Source organism: Paenibacillus chondroitinus NBRC 15376 (genome assembly GCF_004000765.1).
In the GTDB taxonomy this organism is placed as follows: Bacteria; Bacillota; Bacilli; order Paenibacillales; family NBRC-103111; genus Paenibacillus_E; species Paenibacillus_E chondroitinus.
This window is the reverse complement of the sequence record NZ_BILW01000012.1, coordinates 47,293-64,929: the sequence shown is the minus strand read 5'-3', so window position 1 is coordinate 64,929 and position 17,637 is coordinate 47,293. Positions and strand designations below refer to the sequence as shown.

Here is a 17,637-nt window from a genome sequence, read left to right as displayed (position 1 = left end):
AATAACTTCTCTAAAAATTATTAATAATGGCTCTATAATGTTATGCTCAAACTGTTTTATTGGAACTCGAATAAATATTACCAATATAAGCGGTCAAAGTGTATCAGTTTTTGGGATGTCAGAAACAAAGCCTGGACATCAAATTTATCGACAACCTATAGGAAAAATTTGGGAGCACAAGGGAGAGAGTACGCCAGTTGTAGAATTTGAAGGGAAATCAGGAATACCTTCACCATACCCTGGACTAATACCTAATATTGGGAGATACAGATATACAGTTAATCCGTTCAACTATCGAGATTTTGGAGGTTCAAATAATGGACCCGATTTACGTTATAGCTATGATTCAAACCAATATAAAATTTCCGGGAGAATTGATGTACCAGCAAGTGGAGATATAGTGAAAGACTTTGGAAAGGAAGGGTGGGCGGTTACAACTGCTTATGAAGTTGATCGTCCAAATCGTTGGTTTATCAATGAGTCTTCTGTAGTTTTAAATGACGGATTACCTGAAATAACTGATGGGGACAAGTTAGTACAAAGTAGTATAACTATCATTGATGCCAAGCAACATACAGCCTCCCAAGCCCTCCCTTTATCTTACGGTAAAGGAAAAACAGATGGCACAGGCATGATCAGAACGATGTTGCCTCTAGATAATTCAGTAGACTCATTTTACTACGAAGAACAGGACGCAATAACAGGTGGCCAAACGCCTCCTTACGGTCTGCTCCGAAATTATTACATGTACGCCATAGGCCTATGGAAAGGAGAAACCTACAAATACCAAACCTACATCGAAGTCACCTACACCCCACCAAACAAACCCGATCTAGCTGCAATATCGATCGATGCCGGCAGTTGTGTCCTCTCGGGTGCAAGCACTAATCTCACTATCAAGTTCAAAAACGCTGGTGTGGCTATTCCAAATGGCAGCACATTCAAAGTAACAGTAGCGGCTGACGGCGCAGTGTTTAAGACTTTCACTTACACGGCAGGACTTCCGCCAGGAGAGAGCAAAACCGAGATAGTCCCCTATACCTTCAACAGTATAAAGAGTATTACGTTAACGGTAGATGCCAATGACGATATCTCAGAAACCTCTTCCACGAATAATACGCTTTCCCAAATTGTTACCCCACAAGCTAGCTGCGCGCCTAAAGGCGGTGGTTACTCCGGAAAAACCTCGGCAGACAAGCCTATGATTACATGGAAAGATTCCAACATGATAAAAGCGGATTGGACAATTCCGTCCAGTTGTACACCGGTTAGAGGACGTTTTATTTTATCCCAAGCAACCGGGGAAAACGTTCAATATGGTTGGAGTACACTAGGCAGCACTTCAGTGAATGATATGTCCATTTTTGCTTATGGGATGATGGGTTTCATTGGTTATCCTGGCAACATGCAAAGTGGGCAAGTCGATATTGCTTACCAACTTGAGGATAGTTGTGGAGGAACTTCTTATTTTTATGAGGGGAAATTTACAGTAGGTCCTAAGCCTCCCAATAGACCGCCACAGTTCGAAATCGGATGGTTCCCGGACAACGATTATTATACTCGGATATCCCTGTCAGAAGCGGTAGTTGGGGACAAACTGAATGTAAGATTGCTGCCAGAAATTGCGCCGAACCATTATGATCCTGATGATGATTCCGTTTCTTTTGAGTGGTTGTTCGCGAACAGCTCAAGTCCTTGGATCAAAAGTTTTCCTGCCATGGGCTATTTAAAAGGGGAGGATAAACTGACTTGGCTTACGGCATCAACAGCCGGAGATCATACAATTTCGGCAAAAATGTGCGATGACAAAGGAGCTTGTACGCAAAAGGAAGCGACAATAACAATCATGCGTCCGGAGCCAGTTCCTTGCATTAATGTTCCAAATCGTGTCGTGCAAAATCGGCCGCTTCCGCCAAATGCGATCAACGGCGCTTGCAGCCGACCGGCTAAGAACAGGACAATTACGGAGTATTTTTGGACGAATAATCTTTCAGTTTATCCTAATGTCGGTATGGAAACCATTACTCTCGAAGTCAAAGATAACTATGGCGTACGAAGTCTACCGGAAAATAAAGCGATCAAAAACATTCATGTCGTCGAGGATAAACCTCCTGTTGCGGTCATTAACCTTCCGCTCTTCGCGGTTCGTGGAAACATTCCATTTCGGGATATTTCATTTAGCCCTGATGGGGATGTCATTGTTGAAACTACGATTAACTATGTCTACGACAGTAATAATGATGGAATTTTTAATGATCACATGCCACTTAATCTACCTATTGCAGTAGGTGGAACGGCACAGCTGCCGGCTGCGAAGATAGGGAAGTATAAACTTACCGTTAAAACCAAGGAAGACTGGGGACTAACTGATACGAAATCTTTTGTGATCGATATCAAAAATGACTCGCCTGAGGTCGCATTCACGGTAACTAGTGCAAATCCCGAACCTCCTTTGTTTCAAACCGTAGCTGAGAACGAATTGTTAATGGCGTTTGGGGATCAATGGGAAGGTTCGACACTTACAAATGCGAATTTACATAAAACAAAGGATATTGGTTTCACGTACAACCCTATTACAAAAGGTTTCACTTCTCATTTTGGCAAGTCGCCCTATAAAGCGCCTGCCAGTAATTTGATTTTTAATAACGCTGTAGCGACTGTTGGACTTGACGTGGGAAGCAGCTTTAGCGTGCCACCTTTGTATGGCACTCAATATTTAGGTAATAAAAGCGGAGTGGCTGTTCGCGGTGCAATCCCCTACGCGGTGCAAAAGATTGATTGGCAAGGAAGTCCTGACGGTCAACCTACAACTACCCAACTCAGTGGTATTAACCCGCCGACAGCAAGCAATACGGGCAATTATTTAACATTTGACGCCAAAGGAGGCAGCTACAGTTTATCCTGCAAATATTATTTTGAAAACTACTCAAGTGATGACGATGTTTATCATTGGTGGTGCGACTATACGAGGAAAAATGCATCTGGTCAGGTTTCGTGGGTGAAAAGCTTCGAGAGTAACAGTTCTTCGGTTACCGGTTTTTTTGCTCTGCCAACACAGCCTAATCACATTGGCAATGCAAATAACATGGAGATTAATGATGATGGCACGAAAATAAAATTACCTTATGTACTTTTTAATCCTAATTACTGCTCTTATTGTGGTGGCGGGGAACTTTCACGTTGGTATGACGTGGAGACAGGTTTTGAAGTACCTTCGGCAACAATTACTAGGCCAAACTCAGAAAATGGAGCTATATATGAAGATACCGAGGTAGCTGTTTACGTGCATCAAGATTATAAGAGTACTTATAGTAACTCCAGCTATTCAAATAGCGGCAGTAACTCAGCTTACAGAGGGATTTATACCAATTATCTGACTTCGTATAACAAACAAACGGGTGTTACGAAGCGATTAGATATCAGTACGGTCAATCGAGACGATAGCAGCCAATCCCGAGATGGCAGTGTCATTCGAGGAGAAGGCTCGGATCGTACAACAAGCTCGATCGTGCAAGTAAAATGGGATGTTTCTGAGGATGGCTATGTATACATCGTAGATGGGTTTAATAAAATAACAGTCGCTGATAAATTTGCCACAAAAATTGCAGACTTCACGACGGCAAATTTACGTCCCAAGGATTACTCAAGCAATGAACAATATTTATATGAAAATAGGCAGTTTAAGATTGCCTCATCAGGATTCGGGGCTGACGGTGAATACTATCTACAGCTACAGGAACGATATCACAAGCTCCGAAGGTATAATTTTGTATGGGAATCTTGTGGCAGCTGCAGTGTTGGCAGTTACGTCTCAAGTTATGATGAAGATTCTTCAGGTTCATTTAACAAGTATTATTTCTACACGATAAAAGGAGCCGTTGCCAGTCCCAAATTGTATGCCTCTTCTGAGGTCGGCCAAGTTTTAAAGAAAGACGCGGATATAAGCGATGCGGACTATGCTTTTGACTTTATGCAAACGAATTTGAATTACAGCTTGAATTCACCGTCGGGGTTTATTTTTAGGGCGAAGAACAATAAGAATATGTATAGGCTGGAACTGACTTCAAATTGGATTTCTCTTAGCAAAATAGTGAACGGGGATCGTACAGTCCTGAGAAGCAGTCCTATTAATTTGAACACGACAGATTTTGTAAATCTTAAAGTTTCCGTTAGAGGATCGAAATTAAAGGTTAGATTAGGTCAGCTTCCTATTTTTGAAACATCGGACTCTACGTTCACTTCAGGGACTTATGGAGCTTTTATCGGTGGCTTTGGTTCTCATTTGCGTAACGTTTATGTGAAAATACCCATCGTTGATAATACGATAATAAGCGATATAGGAATAGCTGGGGAAGAATTGACGTACGGGACAACTTATGAGGACCCAGAGAACGATCCGCAACTGATTGTTAAAGACAAATGGAAATATGAGCACACAAATTCGGTGAAATTTTTGGATGCAGGCGATGGAAAAAGCGGCTTGTCCAGCTATCATGGCCAGACATTAATCGGCGCCCCAACGAAAATACTTGATAAAGTTGGTATTTTTACACTTTCGTATATTGGCGTTGATGATCCTGCACCACTAGGCTATACGAATCCTAATGTAACTTTTGCCGATTACGTCTCTGAGTCGGATCCTTATTCGAGAAATGTTTTGATTCATCGCAAACCAATTAGTAAGATATCTTGCAGTCAAGATCTGTACTATAAAGTGACCTGTGATGACTCACAAAGCTATGATCCGGATCGATGGTTAAGTTCCACAAACTACTCTACAGAAGCTACGGGAATTAACTATGCCTTAACAAAAGGGATCCTTGATCGCAGATACGAATATATCCTTCCGGACGGCACTACAGTTCCGGGGCTTATCGATCGTGTCAAAGAAGTCGGGTTATATACGTTCAGGGTAGCAGTAAAAGATGAGTACAACGCTTGGTCAGACTGGGAAGAGGCGTATATCTGGTTAGACGCTCCGCCTGCCAACCATGCTCCTTTTGTAGATATAACGAACCCTGTAAGTAGCGACTTTAATCATCCATCCGGGGCGGCATCATCAAACCCGCTGTTTACTTGGAATGCAGTTGATTACGATGCGGATAGTTACATTGTAAAGTCTGAAATCGACGTTCAATATTACTACTACGATTATTATAGTAATCCGCAATATCGATGGATCAATCAGTTTACTCCAACTCTTTTTATGAATAGTAATTTAAAAAGCGAAGGAACGGCGGTTGGTTTAAGCTACACAGCTCCGATGACTTTACAGGATAATAGAGTTTACAAGGTGAGAATACGTGTACAGGATGAAAAAGGGATGTGGTCGCAGTGGTCGGAGAAATATTTTAGCAAGGGGTACCCGCCATCTGCTGTATTGACTTTCCCCAATGGAACACAAGCTACCCCTACTCCGATAACAAGTGGCTTACTCATACCTTCTTGGAATCAATCGGATCCAGATGCTCCAACTCAATATAATAACTTCCAGTATAGAATCCTTGATGATAATGGGAATCAGGTCACATACAGCGATAATGGGCTTACGAATCAGGCCATTCGAGGAGGCAGCTACGCTCATTCGTGCAGCTATAATAGTAATTCAGGGGCATGGCGAAGTTGCAAGTACGGAACGACGAGCAGTTCATGGACGGTTCATCCAATTGAACAATTCGACCTGTCTGATCTTGAAGGCTTATCAGGCCCATTGCAAGTTCAGGTTAGTGTAAATGACGGCAAGTACTGGTCCGAGTGGTCCAATTCCGGATGGTTCACTTTGAACAGACCTCCTACCGTATCGATGACAATGCCTAATGGGACGCAGGCTGCGCCTACGGTATACGCTGAACTTCGACCTACGTTTCAATGGACACAAACAGATCCAGATCCCGGTACAACTTTCACTTACTTTCAGCTGTTAATTACGAATGAGGCTAATGATGTAATGGTTCTGGATTCTGGGCAATTTTACCAAGGTGTGACCTCGAATTTAGGCAGTTGGCAAGTCAATCGCGATCTTCCTCCTGCCCAAAAGCTGCGTGTCATAATAAGAGTTTTCGATGGCATTGTTTGGTCTGATTATTCAGCGCCAACTTGGTTTTATATTAATCGGGCTCCTGTTGCTCAGTTTGACTGGACTCCTAAGCCGGTCTGGGAAGGTGATGTGGTTCAAAGCATGAATTCCTCTTATGATCCTGATGGGGATTCTCTGAGCTATGCATGGAAATTGGAGCAGCCCAATGGGACGGAAGTTTTCTTTTCCTCACCAACGTTTAGCTATAAGTTCCTAATTCCCGGTGTTTATAAAGTGACACTTACTGTGTCAGATGGACGGCTTACGAACTTGATTGTCAAAATGATTACAGCGGCTCCATTAACGATTCACTCTGATGTGACCTATACGAACAATTGGCTGATTTTGCATGAGAAAAGCGGTCACCACACAGTGGCGGCGCCAAAGGACTTTTACTCCGGTGAAATTTTTGTGGTATCTAGTCAAAGCTCGCCGGCGCCTGTTGACGAAGTTACGGCCTGGATTGATACAACAGGGTTAGACGGTAAATTGCTCTATGTATCCGAGCGTTTAAGTCCGGCAGCAGGGGAAGAGACATCTTTTCGGGGTGAAATTTTCGATGCCAAATTTCAGTCATTCTCGGAGGGATTGCCGGAAGGCTTGCAAACCATTCATTTTCGAATACGATATCGCAATGGCGTGATAAAAACAGAAGATATTCACCTAAATATTATCGGCAATGTCAATAAATCCGTAGGTGTTCATAGGGTTCAATAAATGCAAAGCAGCAGTTATCTTCGGATAGCTGCTTTTTGTATGAAACGGTGAATCCCAAGCTGTCCTATGATACAATTAGCGATAAAAAGGTTATGACTAAGGGAGCGAGAAGACCGTGAACTATCGTTTAATTGCATTGGATGTTGATGGAACGCTTTTGAATGACGATCATGAATTAACCGAGCAGACGATTGAAACGATTCAGGAAGTGCATGATCAAGGGGCACATATCGTCTTGTGTACAGGAAGAGCTCCTGACAGCACGCTGCCTATCCTGCAGCAGCTTGGATTAGAAGGAACGATGATTACCCATAACGGAGCGGCGACGGTTCACGCAGACGAACGAGGGAAATCGTTAGTGAATGAGTTTTCTTTTACACTGCCGGAAATTGCCCCCATGTTGGATTACGTAAGGAGAGAGGGCATCCATTTCGATGTTTGCACATCTTTCAATATGTACATCGAGCGAATTGGCGAATACGAAAAAGAGATGTACACCAAATTTCTGGTTAGTCCCAAACTCGTAACGGATGTATCTGAGCTAGGTTTGCCGATAGTGAAATTCACACTATTTAGTAACCCGGAGATCCTGGATCGTGTTCAACAGGAATGGGACGAACAGCAGCTGTATGGACAATTGCGGATGATTCGAAGTGGCGATTTATTCATCGATGTGATGAGCGCCAAGGCGAACAAAGGAAATGCGTTGAAGGCTTTAGCTGCCTCCTTGGAGATCGATCCGAGCGAAATTATGGCCATTGGCAATTATTATAATGATTTGGAAATGATGGAGTTTGCCGGACTTGGTATCGCAGTAGAAAATTCACCGAACGGGGTGAAGGAAGCCGCGGATGCGGTAACCGCATCGAATAATGATGAAGGTGTGCATAAAGCCCTAGTAAAATATTGTTTATAAGATAAATTTCCTATAAAATCCTCGATTTTTGGGGATTTTTGTCGTTTCAGGGGTTCTTCCGATTACCAGGCTATGGTAGAATGAGGGAAATAAACTAGACGACGGTGGTGTCATTATGGGGAAAGAACAGAGGAGTTTAAGTAGAAGCAAGAAATTGGTAGGGGCTATGGCCAGTACGGCGATGATTGCTGTGCCATTCTTGGCTGTGCCTGCTGCGGCGAATGTGGAAACGGAAATTCCGATTTTAAACCACGATAAGCTGCAGACGATTGTTATTCCTGAGGGCGGGAAAACATATATCAATTTGCACACGCTCTACTATGCGGGCAGGGAGTTCCAAATTAATAATACTTCCACACTCGCGACTGTAAACCAAAGCTTGTTGCGTTACGGCATTTTAGAAATAAACGCGAACCCGCTAGTAGCAAATTCTTCTCCGACAGGACTTGCCACCTTTACGGTAACAGTAACCCCTTATGAGAGTGAAGCGACTTTCGACGACACTTTTAATGTAATTATCGTACCAAGCTCCGGAAGCGGGACGGGGCCCAATTTTAATATTAAACATGTTGTTTCCGTGCTACAGAATTTCCCGTCTCAGTATTCAGAAAAATCAAAGATTGAAGAACTGATGGGACATATCGATCTTGCTTCACCAACAATCAAGAAAGACGATCCATATAGTCAACCTGGGAATCAAATTCCTGTGCCAAAACTGAATGTGACGCCGTTTGAGGCTTTTTCTGGTGTCGATGTGGATGTTAATTCTTATGGTGAAAGTCCGCTATCTTTTGATATTCATCAGTTTTACGAAGATCCCGACGATGAGTCGAATGAGTTCAATGAGAATTCATATTTACATGTTGTTTTCGCAACTTCAGGAAACGAGTACATACGAGTCAATAATACGGAGTATGGACAAACTCTGACTCCACTTCAAGCAACAAGTGAGCCCGTGTATCTGCCTGTAGTTGTTTATGACAACGAGGGTGGTGTTGTTTCAGGGACAGTTCCCATTGTCGTACGGCCTTCGGAACGATTTGATATAGAGGAACGTGCTTCTATCACCTTGGATATGCACAATTATTTCAATAACGTAGACAACAGTTCCTATATTGATATGGAAATTATGAATGTTAGCGAGGGATTTGGTAGTTTACCCAGCATAGACGGAACTCATGTTACGTTATCACCGCTTAACGGCATCTATAAATTTAAACATATGAAGGCAGATAGCGAGCAAGAATCCATCTGTTTTGTAGTGAAAGAGAATTACGATCTGTATGAAAATGAATTATCCAAGAGCTTTTTATATGAAAACAGCACCTTGGAATTTGACTTAAATCAAATGTTTCCGCAAGAAGCGGGAGCTTCTGTTCAATATTCCGTGTATCATGAGAATCCTACCATCACTTCGATTACATATGGAATTGATTTGACTGAAGGAAACAAGTTGTCTTTTACAGCGGACGAACATGCTGCAGATGGTGTTAATTACGAATTTAACAATTTCACGATCATTGCCAAGGATGTAGTCAATCATCATACCTATGTAGACCGAATCAATATTGCTCCGAGGAACCGAGATAACGCATACAATACTATATATCCAGACCAATTATTTGATTGGCAGAGTAAAGGGGAAGATGTGACAGTTTCCTCAACAAATTCGGATTATCATTTTACGATTCAACATGGATGCAGCGTATATGTTTATGGTGAAGATTTGCCTCCAAATACAAGTACGACGGTTATCCTTACCTTAGAGAATGGTAAAGTGGTATATAAAATCCCGTATACCTCCTATGGACCGACCTATTGAAGGTGAAACAAATGGAACCATCCGTCAGCCAACTTTTAAAACAGAAGAATTACAAAGAAGCGGAGCTCGCAGCCAAAGAGCACATTCGGGCTAATTCATTAGCGGCGCAAAACTGGGTATATCTTGGGGAAGCTCTCATGCATCAAGGTTATGGGAGCGCATCGACCAAAGCGTTTTATCGTGCTTGGCTGCTCGATCCTGAAGCAACTTGGGTGGTGCCGGTACTAGATGCACTCAAAGATATCCCTGCTGGAGATGAAAGGGTAGATATTGAGGGACTTCTTCATGTAAGAAAAGTAACGGTGTCTGCTGGAATAATCACGTACAACATGGAAAACACGATTGAGCGTTGTTTGGATTCGCTGCAAGGAGCAGTTGATGAGATTGTTCTGATTGATTGCTCTACGGACAGGACTGCTGAACTTGCTTCGCAATATCCGAATGTCACGATTATTCCTTTTGTTTGGGTGGATGATTTTGCCGCCGCGAGAAATGAAGGCCTTCGACACATGAAGTCGGATTGGGTATTTTGGATGGATGCGGATGAGCATTTGGTAAAAGAAGACGTGAATGCTATACGCGAAGCTGCTGGTCTTTATCACCAAACGGCAATTCCCGCCATATTATGCTTATGGCAAATCAACTCCATCCAAAATCATATCAATCATAATTTTTCACAAGCTCGTTTATTCCCTTTAGGAAAAGGCCTGAAGTACTGGGGAAGGGTTCATGAACAGGTGGGCACACATTCCGGCGTCTATAATCTCGAAGCACAACGGTTTAAGGTAAAAGTAAGAGTGCTGCATGATGGATATGAACCATCGATTATGAAGAACAAGCAGAAAATCGAACGGAACCTGAAGTTACTGTATAGGATGGTTCAGGAGGAGCCTGATGATCCCGCGGCTTGGTTTTATCTAGGACGTGATCTGCTCGGGGCAGGCAAAGAAACGGAAGCCATAGAAGCGCTTCTTGAGGCGGAACGCAGAGCATTAGCTCAACCCCTTTTTGGCAGGCTGCTTGACGTGTATAAATATTTGATGGAAATAAGTTATCATCGGAAAGAATGGGAACATGCGCTGATGTACAGTGCGAAGGCTTTAAGCCATCATCCCGACTTCCCGGATGCCCATTACATGATGGCTCAAATCCGTATAAAGCAAGCGGATCAGCTGTATACAGAAGCGGAAGCAGGGATGAGAAGAGCGAGAGAAGCCTTCCACTCTTTCCGTCATATGGTTTCGCCCGAACATGAAATAGGAGAATGGAAGGTGGATCTAGCCCTTGCAGAAATCGCGCAAAGAGCTGGAAAACCATCAGCTGCCAAGGCGATATATAAGCAAACATTGAAGCATTATCCGCAAACGGCTGGTTTAATAAGCAAGAAACTCGCGGCCATCGATGCCGAACGGAAGCGTTTAAATCAACAAAGCGAATAAAAAAAGGCTGTCCCCCCTCATGAAGATGAAGGGACAGCCTTTTTAGTTATTCAAAAATTAAAGAACAAATGCGCTAGTGATGATAACCAGCAAAATGAAAAGAACCAAGATTGCACCTACGCTATTGTATCCAGCAGACATGTCAGAACCCCTCCCTTTTGACTCTATAGGATAGCATATGAAGCAGAGGGCAGAAGTGTATAGACGTTTATCCTATATACTCATATTTTGGACGATATTGGGACAATCTACAGAAGAAATATTAGATCTGTAGAGGAGGCGAAGAAAGTCGTGGCCGATATGATGCTTAGACCCGACCTGAAAACAGCAGGCGGAGAAGTCTGCGATATGATGTACAATGGGGAGTTTGTCGGTACGTTAACGCTAGTCTACAGGGAATCGGATCGACTTAAAGGCTCGATTCATCTGGAGCGGCAGTCCATTGCACAAGAGGACAAAGAAAATGTATATGAATTTGTCCAGTCGTATATTCAGAATGTCATTGATGCACTGTCTATTACGGAGTGCGAAGTAGTAGTCAGCTATAGTGATTATGATTTTGTGATCGCAACCGACCATGCCATTGGACCAGTGATGGAGGAAGACGATAACCGAACAACTAATTACTATTTGGATGATGATGACGCTGATTATGAATGGGTGAACGATGAGGACACCAGATTTGATGATATCGAGGGAACGAACGGACCCGAAAGTTTGCACATGATTGAGCAGCGCAGGCAGCAATTGGGGTACGAGCTTGTTAATGTTGGAGAGTACAGAAACCGAGTAGAATATCATGTATACGATAAAGAATCGGAATTGGTTGCTGAAGTAATCACGCATGTGTACGGTTCAGATGTGATCGGGGAAGTCACCTGGCAATTTGATCCTTTTGATGAAGAAATGGACACGGTGACGGAATTGGTTGTAGCCGATTACGATGAGGATGAAACGGATACGTTCATTTTCAATATGATTTTTGATGGTGAAATGATTGACACTGTAGAGTTAACTCATATCGATTTATTGGAGCTAGTGGATGACATTAGGGAAGAATCGTTAATTCCGCCGAATCCAGAGGATTATACGATTATTTTGGCCAGGGATGACGGGGATACCTTGACGTATGAAATTTACCAGCAATCGTATGGCGGTCTGCCGATCGGGACGGCAACGGTGGATATTAGTTCCCGGCAGTTGACCGGTTTTATAGACTTCAGGGAGCCGGGGGATTCCGATGATCGAGAGCTGATTGCGGCCTTGTTGTTGGAAGAGTTGGATAAGGAAAAAGAGTACGAAACCTTCAATGTGTCCATGCTGTATCGGAATAAATTGATTGATGAAATTTGGTTTGAGACCGATCAATTGCATTGACCTTGGAGAAAAAAGAAAAGGCATGAACTCCCATTTTGCTAGGAGAGCCATGCCTTTTTTTTATTGGATTAGAATGTGTTGGAAACAGTAATTTGATCTAGGGACAAACGGCCGGATGGACGAGCTGGAGTAGCCGCCAAACCAACACTGATTAGCATAACAGGTACGTAACGAGCAGGAACGTTGAATGCTTCAACGAATTTCGCCGCGTCGTATCCGCCCATAGGACAAGTGTCATAACCCATTGCTTTAGCAGCAATCATAAGCTGCATAGCGGCAAGGGAAGCATTGCGAATCGCTTCGTCACGAGCAACTTGCGGGTATTGATAAACATTTTCGATTTGGGCAACAAGAGTGTCTTTCACTTCTTTCGGCAAATGACCAGCTTCAACGGCTGGACCGAAAACAAGCTCAGCATTTTTGTTCGCTTCAAGATCACCTAGAACGGCGATAACTACGGAGCTTTCTACGATTTGTTTTTGACCGTATGCAATTGGAAGCAATTTTTCTTTTTGAGCTTGATCGTCAATAACAACCAGCTTCCAGTGCTGAAGGTTCCATGCAGATGGAGCCTGGGAAGTGGAAGTAAGAAGCTGCTCAAGATCAGCCTTAGGCATTTGGTGCCCTGCTTGATATTGCTTAACGGAATGACGGTCTTCCAAAACTTTCAAAACAGCGGATTGTACTTGTGTGCTCATTGAAATGCCTCCAAATTAATTATTGTAAAATTATAGAAGTTATATTTAAAATTGTAACTCGAAAACAACAATTTACTGTAATCTTAAATGTTATAGTTAGAGTTGTCAAGGGGTCTTCCGTGATGTCGGAAAATGTTGGATAATGGAAGAAAGAAAGGGGTTGTCCCTCTTGAAAATGACGCAAAAAGAGTTGAGCCACCTTGTATTTCTATCGGAAGTTGTCCTGACAGGCAAGAAAAAAAGCCTCATGGAAGAAACACTGCAATGCCTGCTCTATATTGTAAAATCATTGGAAGAGGTTGATCTGCCGGAGACGGTTATCGATCAAATCGAATGTTTGATGGCAACGATTGAATCGGATTTGCGTGATGAAAACGAGCGGATGCAGGAAATCAGGGGCCACTTGGACTGGAAGCAAAAGCGAAGGCGGAATCCGCCAGATGTTGATAGATTGTGAGAAGTGCTCACTTCGTGATATAATGTAGAGTACTGTTTTTTTTATAATTAAGAGGTGATAGATATGAGCTTTGAAATCCCAAGAGATGTGCAAATGTTGGGACGTGACATCACAGAGAACCAATTAAAATATCATCACAAATCCGTTTTGATTTCTAAGGAATTTACGTTTGACAGTGCGCATCATTTGCATTGTTATGAGGGAAAATGTAAAAATCTGCACGGCCACACCTACAAACTGCAAGTTATTATGCGCGGTAAGGTGGATAGCCGGGGGATCGCAATAGATTTTGGGGATATTAAACGTATTGCAAAAGAACGCGTCATTGATCGCTTGGATCATAAATATTTGAATGAAGTGCTGCCCCCTATGAATACAACGGCTGAAAATATGGTTGTTTGGATGTATGAGGAGATTCACCAGGCGCTTCTGGATGAAAAGCTGTACCCAGCCATTAAGCTGGAAGAAATCCGGCTGTGGGAGACGCCGACCTCCTACGCGGCCATCACTCGCTCGATGATGGAGGAGGAAGAGTAATGCGAGATATCCGCATTCCGATGGTCGAGATCTTCGAGACGGTTGAAGGCGAAGGGACCCGTGCCGGGTTCCCAACGGTCTTCGTCCGTCTTTTTGGTTGCAACCTGCGCTGCACGTGGTGTGACACCAAGTACAGCTACCCGCCCGCGGAAGCGGAGAACGTCATGACCATTGCTGAAATTGTCAGCAAGGTCACTTCGTTCCGCTCCCGGCATATTTGCCTCACCGGCGGCGAGCCGCTCCTGTACGGCGAGAAGTCGCTCGCATTGATCGAAGCGCTCGCCGAGCTGGAGCAGGTCGACGACCTGCACATCGAGACGAACGGCGCGATCGATCTTGCGATGTTTGTAGAGCGTGTCGCCTCTCCGAAGGTGCGATACATTATGGACTTTAAGCTCCCTGACTCCGGTGAGATGGAGCAGATGATTGTCAGCAACTTCGGCTTGCTGCGCGAGCAGGATGAGCTGAAGTTCGTGATCGGCAGCGAGCACGACTTCCGCACCGCGGTGGACGTGCTGGAGAAGTATCCGACGAAGGCGCTGCCGATGTTCAGCCCGGTGTGGGAGACGATGCCGCCGCACAAACTCGTCCAGCATATGCTGGAAGCGGGACTTTCCAAAGTTAAGCTGAATATGCAGCTGCACAAGATTATTTGGGATCCGGCGATGCGCGGCGTTTAGCCGCGTGCCAGCCGTGGTATCCCTTTTTCAGTAGATAAAAGGACGACGAAGTCGTTTATCCTTGCGACAATAAGAAAAAATGAGGTGTCATGATGAGCACGAACAGCGATAAGAACAAAAGAGCCGTTGTTATTCTGAGCGGAGGCCTGGACAGTACCACTTGCATGGGAATTGCCAAAGAGGCGGGATACGACCTGTATCCGATTTCTTTTGACTATGGACAGCGCCACAAAATTGAAATTGAAAATGCGAAGCAAGTCGCGGAGCATTATGGCGTGAGCCAGCGCCACAAAATCATTAAGCTTGATTTCCTGCGTGATTTTGGCGGCAGCGCCTTAACGGACGATACCATTGATGTGCCGAACGTGATGAATGGAGAAGCGGAGGAATCCGAAATCCCGGTGACTTACGTGCCTGGACGTAATTTGCTCTTTCTCTCCATCGCAACGTCTTATGCGGAAGTAACAGGCTCCGTGGCGATCTACATCGGTGTGAATGCCCTCGATTACAGCGGTTACCCGGATTGCCGTCCGGAATTTATTCATAAGGTGGAAGAAGTCATAGCCCTGGCAACGAAAGTTGGTGTGGAAGGGAAAGGCATCACGATTGAAACGCCTCTGATTGATTGGACGAAAGCGAAAATCATCGAGGAAGGATTGAAAATCGGAGTTCCCTACGAGCTGACGACTTCTTGCTATAACGGAAAAGCTGAGGCCTGCGGCGTTTGCGACAGCTGCCGTCTGCGTTTGAAGGGCTTTGAAGAAGCAGGCTCGAAAGATCCGATTCCGTATCTGTAAGTAGTTCAAAAGCTGAATGAAAGGCAGGGCGATTCGTGACCAGAATCATGGTGGTGGATGATGATGCGGACATCAGGGAACTGATACGTGTCTATTTGGTTGGAGAAGGTTTGACGGTGACGCAGGCGAGCAATGGCGTTGAAGCACTCAGCTTGCTCGAAACGACCCCGGCGGATTTGGTCGTCCTGGATATTATGATGCCCCTGATGGACGGTTGGGAATTATGCCGCGAGCTCAGGGCGCGATACGAAGACTTGCCTCTGCTCATGGTAACGGCCAAAAGCGAGTCCGTACATAAGGTGAAAGGGTTCCAGCTTGGCACGGACGATTACCTCGTGAAACCTTTTGACCCTTTGGAACTGGTGATGCGGGTCAAAGCGTTGCTGAAACGCTATCGCATTAACGCTTCGCAGACCATCTCGGTCGGCAATGTCGTCATTGACCGAACGGCCTTTGAAGTTCGTTTGCCAGATCAACGACTGTCCCTCCCTTTGAAAGAATTTGAATTGCTTTATAAGCTGGCCAGCTATCCGGCGCAAATTTTCACGCGAACCCAATTGATTGAACAGATCTGGGGGATCGATTACGAAGGCGATGATCGAACGATTGATGTGCATGTCAAAAGGCTGCGGGAGCGGTTCGAGCCGCTGACCGAAGAGTTTCGGATTTCCACGATCCGAGGATTGGGGTATAGACTTGAGGTGAAAGCATGATCAAGTCGCTCTACCTCCGTGTGGTGCTGACTTTCTTGGCCGTTGTAGTCGTGAGTGTGTCTGTGGCTTTTCCGCTCGCAACGTTATTTTTCAGAAGTTTGATAACGAGCGAATTTCAGGATGAAATGCTCACCATAGGCAGTCAGATCGTTAAGCTTAGCGAAGATATGCAAGTGAGGCAGTTGGATACGTTCGTGACGGAGAGCAATCGGTTTAATGAAAATTATATTTTCACGCTTTTCAATGAACAGGGCCATCCGATGACAGCAGTTTCTTTAAATAAAAAAGGAGTTCCCCGTATCAGCGCCTCGGAAGTCGCTTATGTTTTGAACGGCAGCGTATTCAAAAGCTTGGATTACGGTTTGATCAAAGATCCGATTGGGGAGATGAAAGTTGGCATTCCTCTTGTGCTCGGTGGCAAGACATATGCTCTCTTCATTCATCCGAATTTATCTGAAACGACCCGTCGTCAAGTACAGACAGCGATCATTACGGTTCTTGTTATTGTGCTTGTCGTAGGCAGCCTGCTCATTCTCGTTGCTTCGCGATACCTGGTTAATCCGCTGAAGAAATTGACAGTTGCTACGCAGAGGCTTGCTCGTGGGAATTTCAACGTGCACGTTGCTGTAAAACAGAAGGACGAGCTGGGACAGCTGGCTGACAGCTTCAATCATATGGCTGGCGAGCTGAAGCAGCTTGAGCAGATGCGGCAGGATTTTGTTTCGAATGTATCGCATGAGTTTCAAACTCCGCTTACGTCGATCCGCGGCTTCTCTAAAGCATTGCGTGGGTCCGAAATCGATGAGTCAGAGCGTCTGCGTTATCTGGAAATCATTGAACGGGAAAGCGATCGGTTATCTCGGCTCAGTGATAATTTGCTGAAATTGGCTTCGCTCGAATCCGAGCATCACCCGTTTAACCCGACGACGTTTGACTTGGATGAACAGCTGCGAAGAATTGTTGTTTTCTATGAGCCATTATGGTCAGAGAAACAGCTTGATATGGACTTGTCATTGCCGCGCGTGAAAATTTCGGCGGATGCCGATCAATTGAACCAGGTTTGGATGAACTTGATCGGGAATGCGGTCAAATTTACACCTGTGGGCGGGCATATTTTTGTCAAACTTGTCCCTTTAAGAGATCGTGTTCAGATCTGGGTTCAGGACAATGGAATCGGGATTTCGGAGGAAGATCAAGGACGGATTTTCGAGAGGTTCTATAAAGTAGATCAAGCTAGGCAGCGCGATACGGGAAGCGGGCTCGGGCTTGCCATTGTAAGAAAAATTATCGACCTCCACCAAGGCACGATTGAAGTTCGGAGCGAAGAAGGAAAAGGGACTCAATTTTTAGTCACTTTGCCAATTTTAACCTATACCTTGAAGAAATCATGAACACTGAAGCTTGGAAA

13 protein-coding genes are annotated in these 17,637 nt (G+C 44.4%); 11 read left to right on the top strand and 2 right to left on the bottom strand.

All coding sequences use genetic code 11. The features are described from left to right. The first annotated feature begins 400 nt into the window (after positions 1 to 400). From PCH02S_RS15480 to PCH02S_RS15465, 4 genes are all read left to right on the top strand, one after another. Positions 401 to 6,793 carry a PKD domain-containing protein gene (locus PCH02S_RS15480; protein WP_164819580.1) on the top strand — a complete coding sequence of 2,131 codons (6,393 nt, stop codon included), beginning with the start codon at positions 401 to 403 and terminating at the stop codon, positions 6,791 to 6,793. Between the two features lie 115 nt (positions 6,794 to 6,908). Continuing rightward, positions 6,909 to 7,709 carry a Cof-type HAD-IIB family hydrolase gene (locus PCH02S_RS15475; RefSeq protein WP_127454504.1) on the top strand — a complete coding sequence of 267 codons (801 nt, stop codon included), beginning with the start codon at positions 6,909 to 6,911 and terminating at the stop codon, positions 7,707 to 7,709. A gap of 115 nt (positions 7,710 to 7,824) precedes the next feature. Continuing rightward, positions 7,825 to 9,531, top strand: a complete 1,707-nt coding sequence (locus PCH02S_RS15470; protein ID WP_127454502.1) for a hypothetical protein — start codon at positions 7,825 to 7,827, stop codon at positions 9,529 to 9,531. Between the two features lie 11 nt (positions 9,532 to 9,542). Continuing rightward, positions 9,543 to 10,970 (top strand): tetratricopeptide repeat-containing glycosyltransferase family 2 protein, encoded by a 1,428-nt coding sequence (locus PCH02S_RS15465; protein WP_127454500.1) that lies wholly within the window; start codon positions 9,543 to 9,545, stop codon positions 10,968 to 10,970. 57 nt (positions 10,971 to 11,027) lie between these two features. Here the strand turns inward: PCH02S_RS15465 and PCH02S_RS15460 are convergent, their stop codons facing one another. Next, complete coding sequence (locus PCH02S_RS15460; protein WP_127454711.1) at positions 11,028 to 11,111, bottom strand: hypothetical protein; 84 nt, start codon at positions 11,109 to 11,111, stop codon at positions 11,028 to 11,030. Between the two features lie 159 nt (positions 11,112 to 11,270). Here PCH02S_RS15460 and PCH02S_RS15455 point away from each other — a divergent pair, with 159 nt between their 5' ends. Continuing rightward, on the top strand, positions 11,271 to 12,347 hold the full coding sequence (locus tag PCH02S_RS15455; protein WP_246069107.1) for a hypothetical protein: 1,077 nt from the start codon (positions 11,271 to 11,273) through the stop codon (positions 12,345 to 12,347). A gap of 68 nt (positions 12,348 to 12,415) precedes the next feature. On the opposite strand, the gene PCH02S_RS15450 is transcribed toward PCH02S_RS15455, so the two are convergent. Beyond that, a complete protein-coding gene (locus PCH02S_RS15450; RefSeq protein ID WP_127454496.1) occupies positions 12,416 to 13,045 on the bottom strand; it encodes a nitroreductase family protein in 630 nt (209 codons plus the stop codon). 175 nt (positions 13,046 to 13,220) lie between these two features. On the opposite strand from PCH02S_RS15450, the gene PCH02S_RS15445 reads away from it, so the two are divergent. The 6 genes from PCH02S_RS15445 to PCH02S_RS15420 all read left to right on the top strand — a co-directional run bounded on the left by PCH02S_RS15445 (position 13,221) and on the right by PCH02S_RS15420 (position 17,620). Further along, positions 13,221 to 13,502, top strand: coding sequence for a hypothetical protein (locus PCH02S_RS15445; RefSeq protein ID WP_246069106.1), 282 nt, complete (start codon positions 13,221 to 13,223; stop codon positions 13,500 to 13,502). 63 nt (positions 13,503 to 13,565) lie between these two features. After that, positions 13,566 to 14,039: a 6-carboxytetrahydropterin synthase QueD gene (queD, locus tag PCH02S_RS15440; RefSeq protein ID WP_127454492.1), complete on the top strand. Its 474-nt coding sequence runs from the start codon at positions 13,566 to 13,568 to the stop codon at positions 14,037 to 14,039. Beyond that, positions 14,039 to 14,719, top strand: a complete 681-nt coding sequence (locus tag PCH02S_RS15435) for a 7-carboxy-7-deazaguanine synthase QueE (protein WP_127454490.1) — start codon at positions 14,039 to 14,041, stop codon at positions 14,717 to 14,719. The genes queD and PCH02S_RS15435 overlap by 1 nt, the downstream gene beginning before the upstream one ends. Positions 14,720 to 14,808: 89 nt before the next feature. Further along, positions 14,809 to 15,516: a 7-cyano-7-deazaguanine synthase QueC gene (gene queC / locus PCH02S_RS15430; protein WP_407670081.1), complete on the top strand. Its 708-nt coding sequence runs from the start codon at positions 14,809 to 14,811 to the stop codon at positions 15,514 to 15,516. A 35-nt stretch (positions 15,517 to 15,551) separates the two neighbouring features. After that, positions 15,552 to 16,229 carry a response regulator gene (locus PCH02S_RS15425; RefSeq protein ID WP_127454487.1) on the top strand — a complete coding sequence of 226 codons (678 nt, stop codon included), beginning with the start codon at positions 15,552 to 15,554 and terminating at the stop codon, positions 16,227 to 16,229. After that, complete coding sequence (locus PCH02S_RS15420) at positions 16,226 to 17,620, top strand: HAMP domain-containing sensor histidine kinase (protein WP_127454485.1); 1,395 nt, start codon at positions 16,226 to 16,228, stop codon at positions 17,618 to 17,620. The genes PCH02S_RS15425 and PCH02S_RS15420 overlap by 4 nt, the downstream gene beginning before the upstream one ends. Positions 17,621 to 17,637: the final 17 nt, after the last annotated feature.

Excerpts from the sequence above, each read along its gene's own strand:
- queD (WP_127454492.1), top strand. The coding sequence starts at position 13,566 with ATGAGCTTTGAAATCCCAAGAGATGTGCAAATGTTGGGACGTGACATC.
- PCH02S_RS15470 (WP_127454502.1), top strand. The coding sequence starts at position 7,825 with ATGGGGAAAGAACAGAGGAGTTTAAGTAGAAGCAAGAAATTGGTAGGG.
- PCH02S_RS15450 (WP_127454496.1), bottom strand. The coding sequence starts at position 13,045 with ATGAGCACACAAGTACAATCCGCTGTTTTGAAAGTTTTGGAAGACCGT.
- PCH02S_RS15455 (WP_246069107.1), top strand. The coding sequence starts at position 11,271 with ATGATGCTTAGACCCGACCTGAAAACAGCAGGCGGAGAAGTCTGCGAT.
- PCH02S_RS15435 (WP_127454490.1), top strand. The coding sequence starts at position 14,039 with ATGCGAGATATCCGCATTCCGATGGTCGAGATCTTCGAGACGGTTGAA.
- PCH02S_RS15445 (WP_246069106.1), top strand. The coding sequence starts at position 13,221 with ATGACGCAAAAAGAGTTGAGCCACCTTGTATTTCTATCGGAAGTTGTC.
- PCH02S_RS15420 (WP_127454485.1), top strand. The coding sequence starts at position 16,226 with ATGATCAAGTCGCTCTACCTCCGTGTGGTGCTGACTTTCTTGGCCGTT.
- PCH02S_RS15465 (WP_127454500.1), top strand. The coding sequence starts at position 9,543 with ATGGAACCATCCGTCAGCCAACTTTTAAAACAGAAGAATTACAAAGAA.
- queC (WP_407670081.1), top strand. The coding sequence starts at position 14,809 with ATGATGAGCACGAACAGCGATAAGAACAAAAGAGCCGTTGTTATTCTG.
- PCH02S_RS15460 (WP_127454711.1), bottom strand. The coding sequence starts at position 11,111 with ATGTCTGCTGGATACAATAGCGTAGGTGCAATCTTGGTTCTTTTCATT.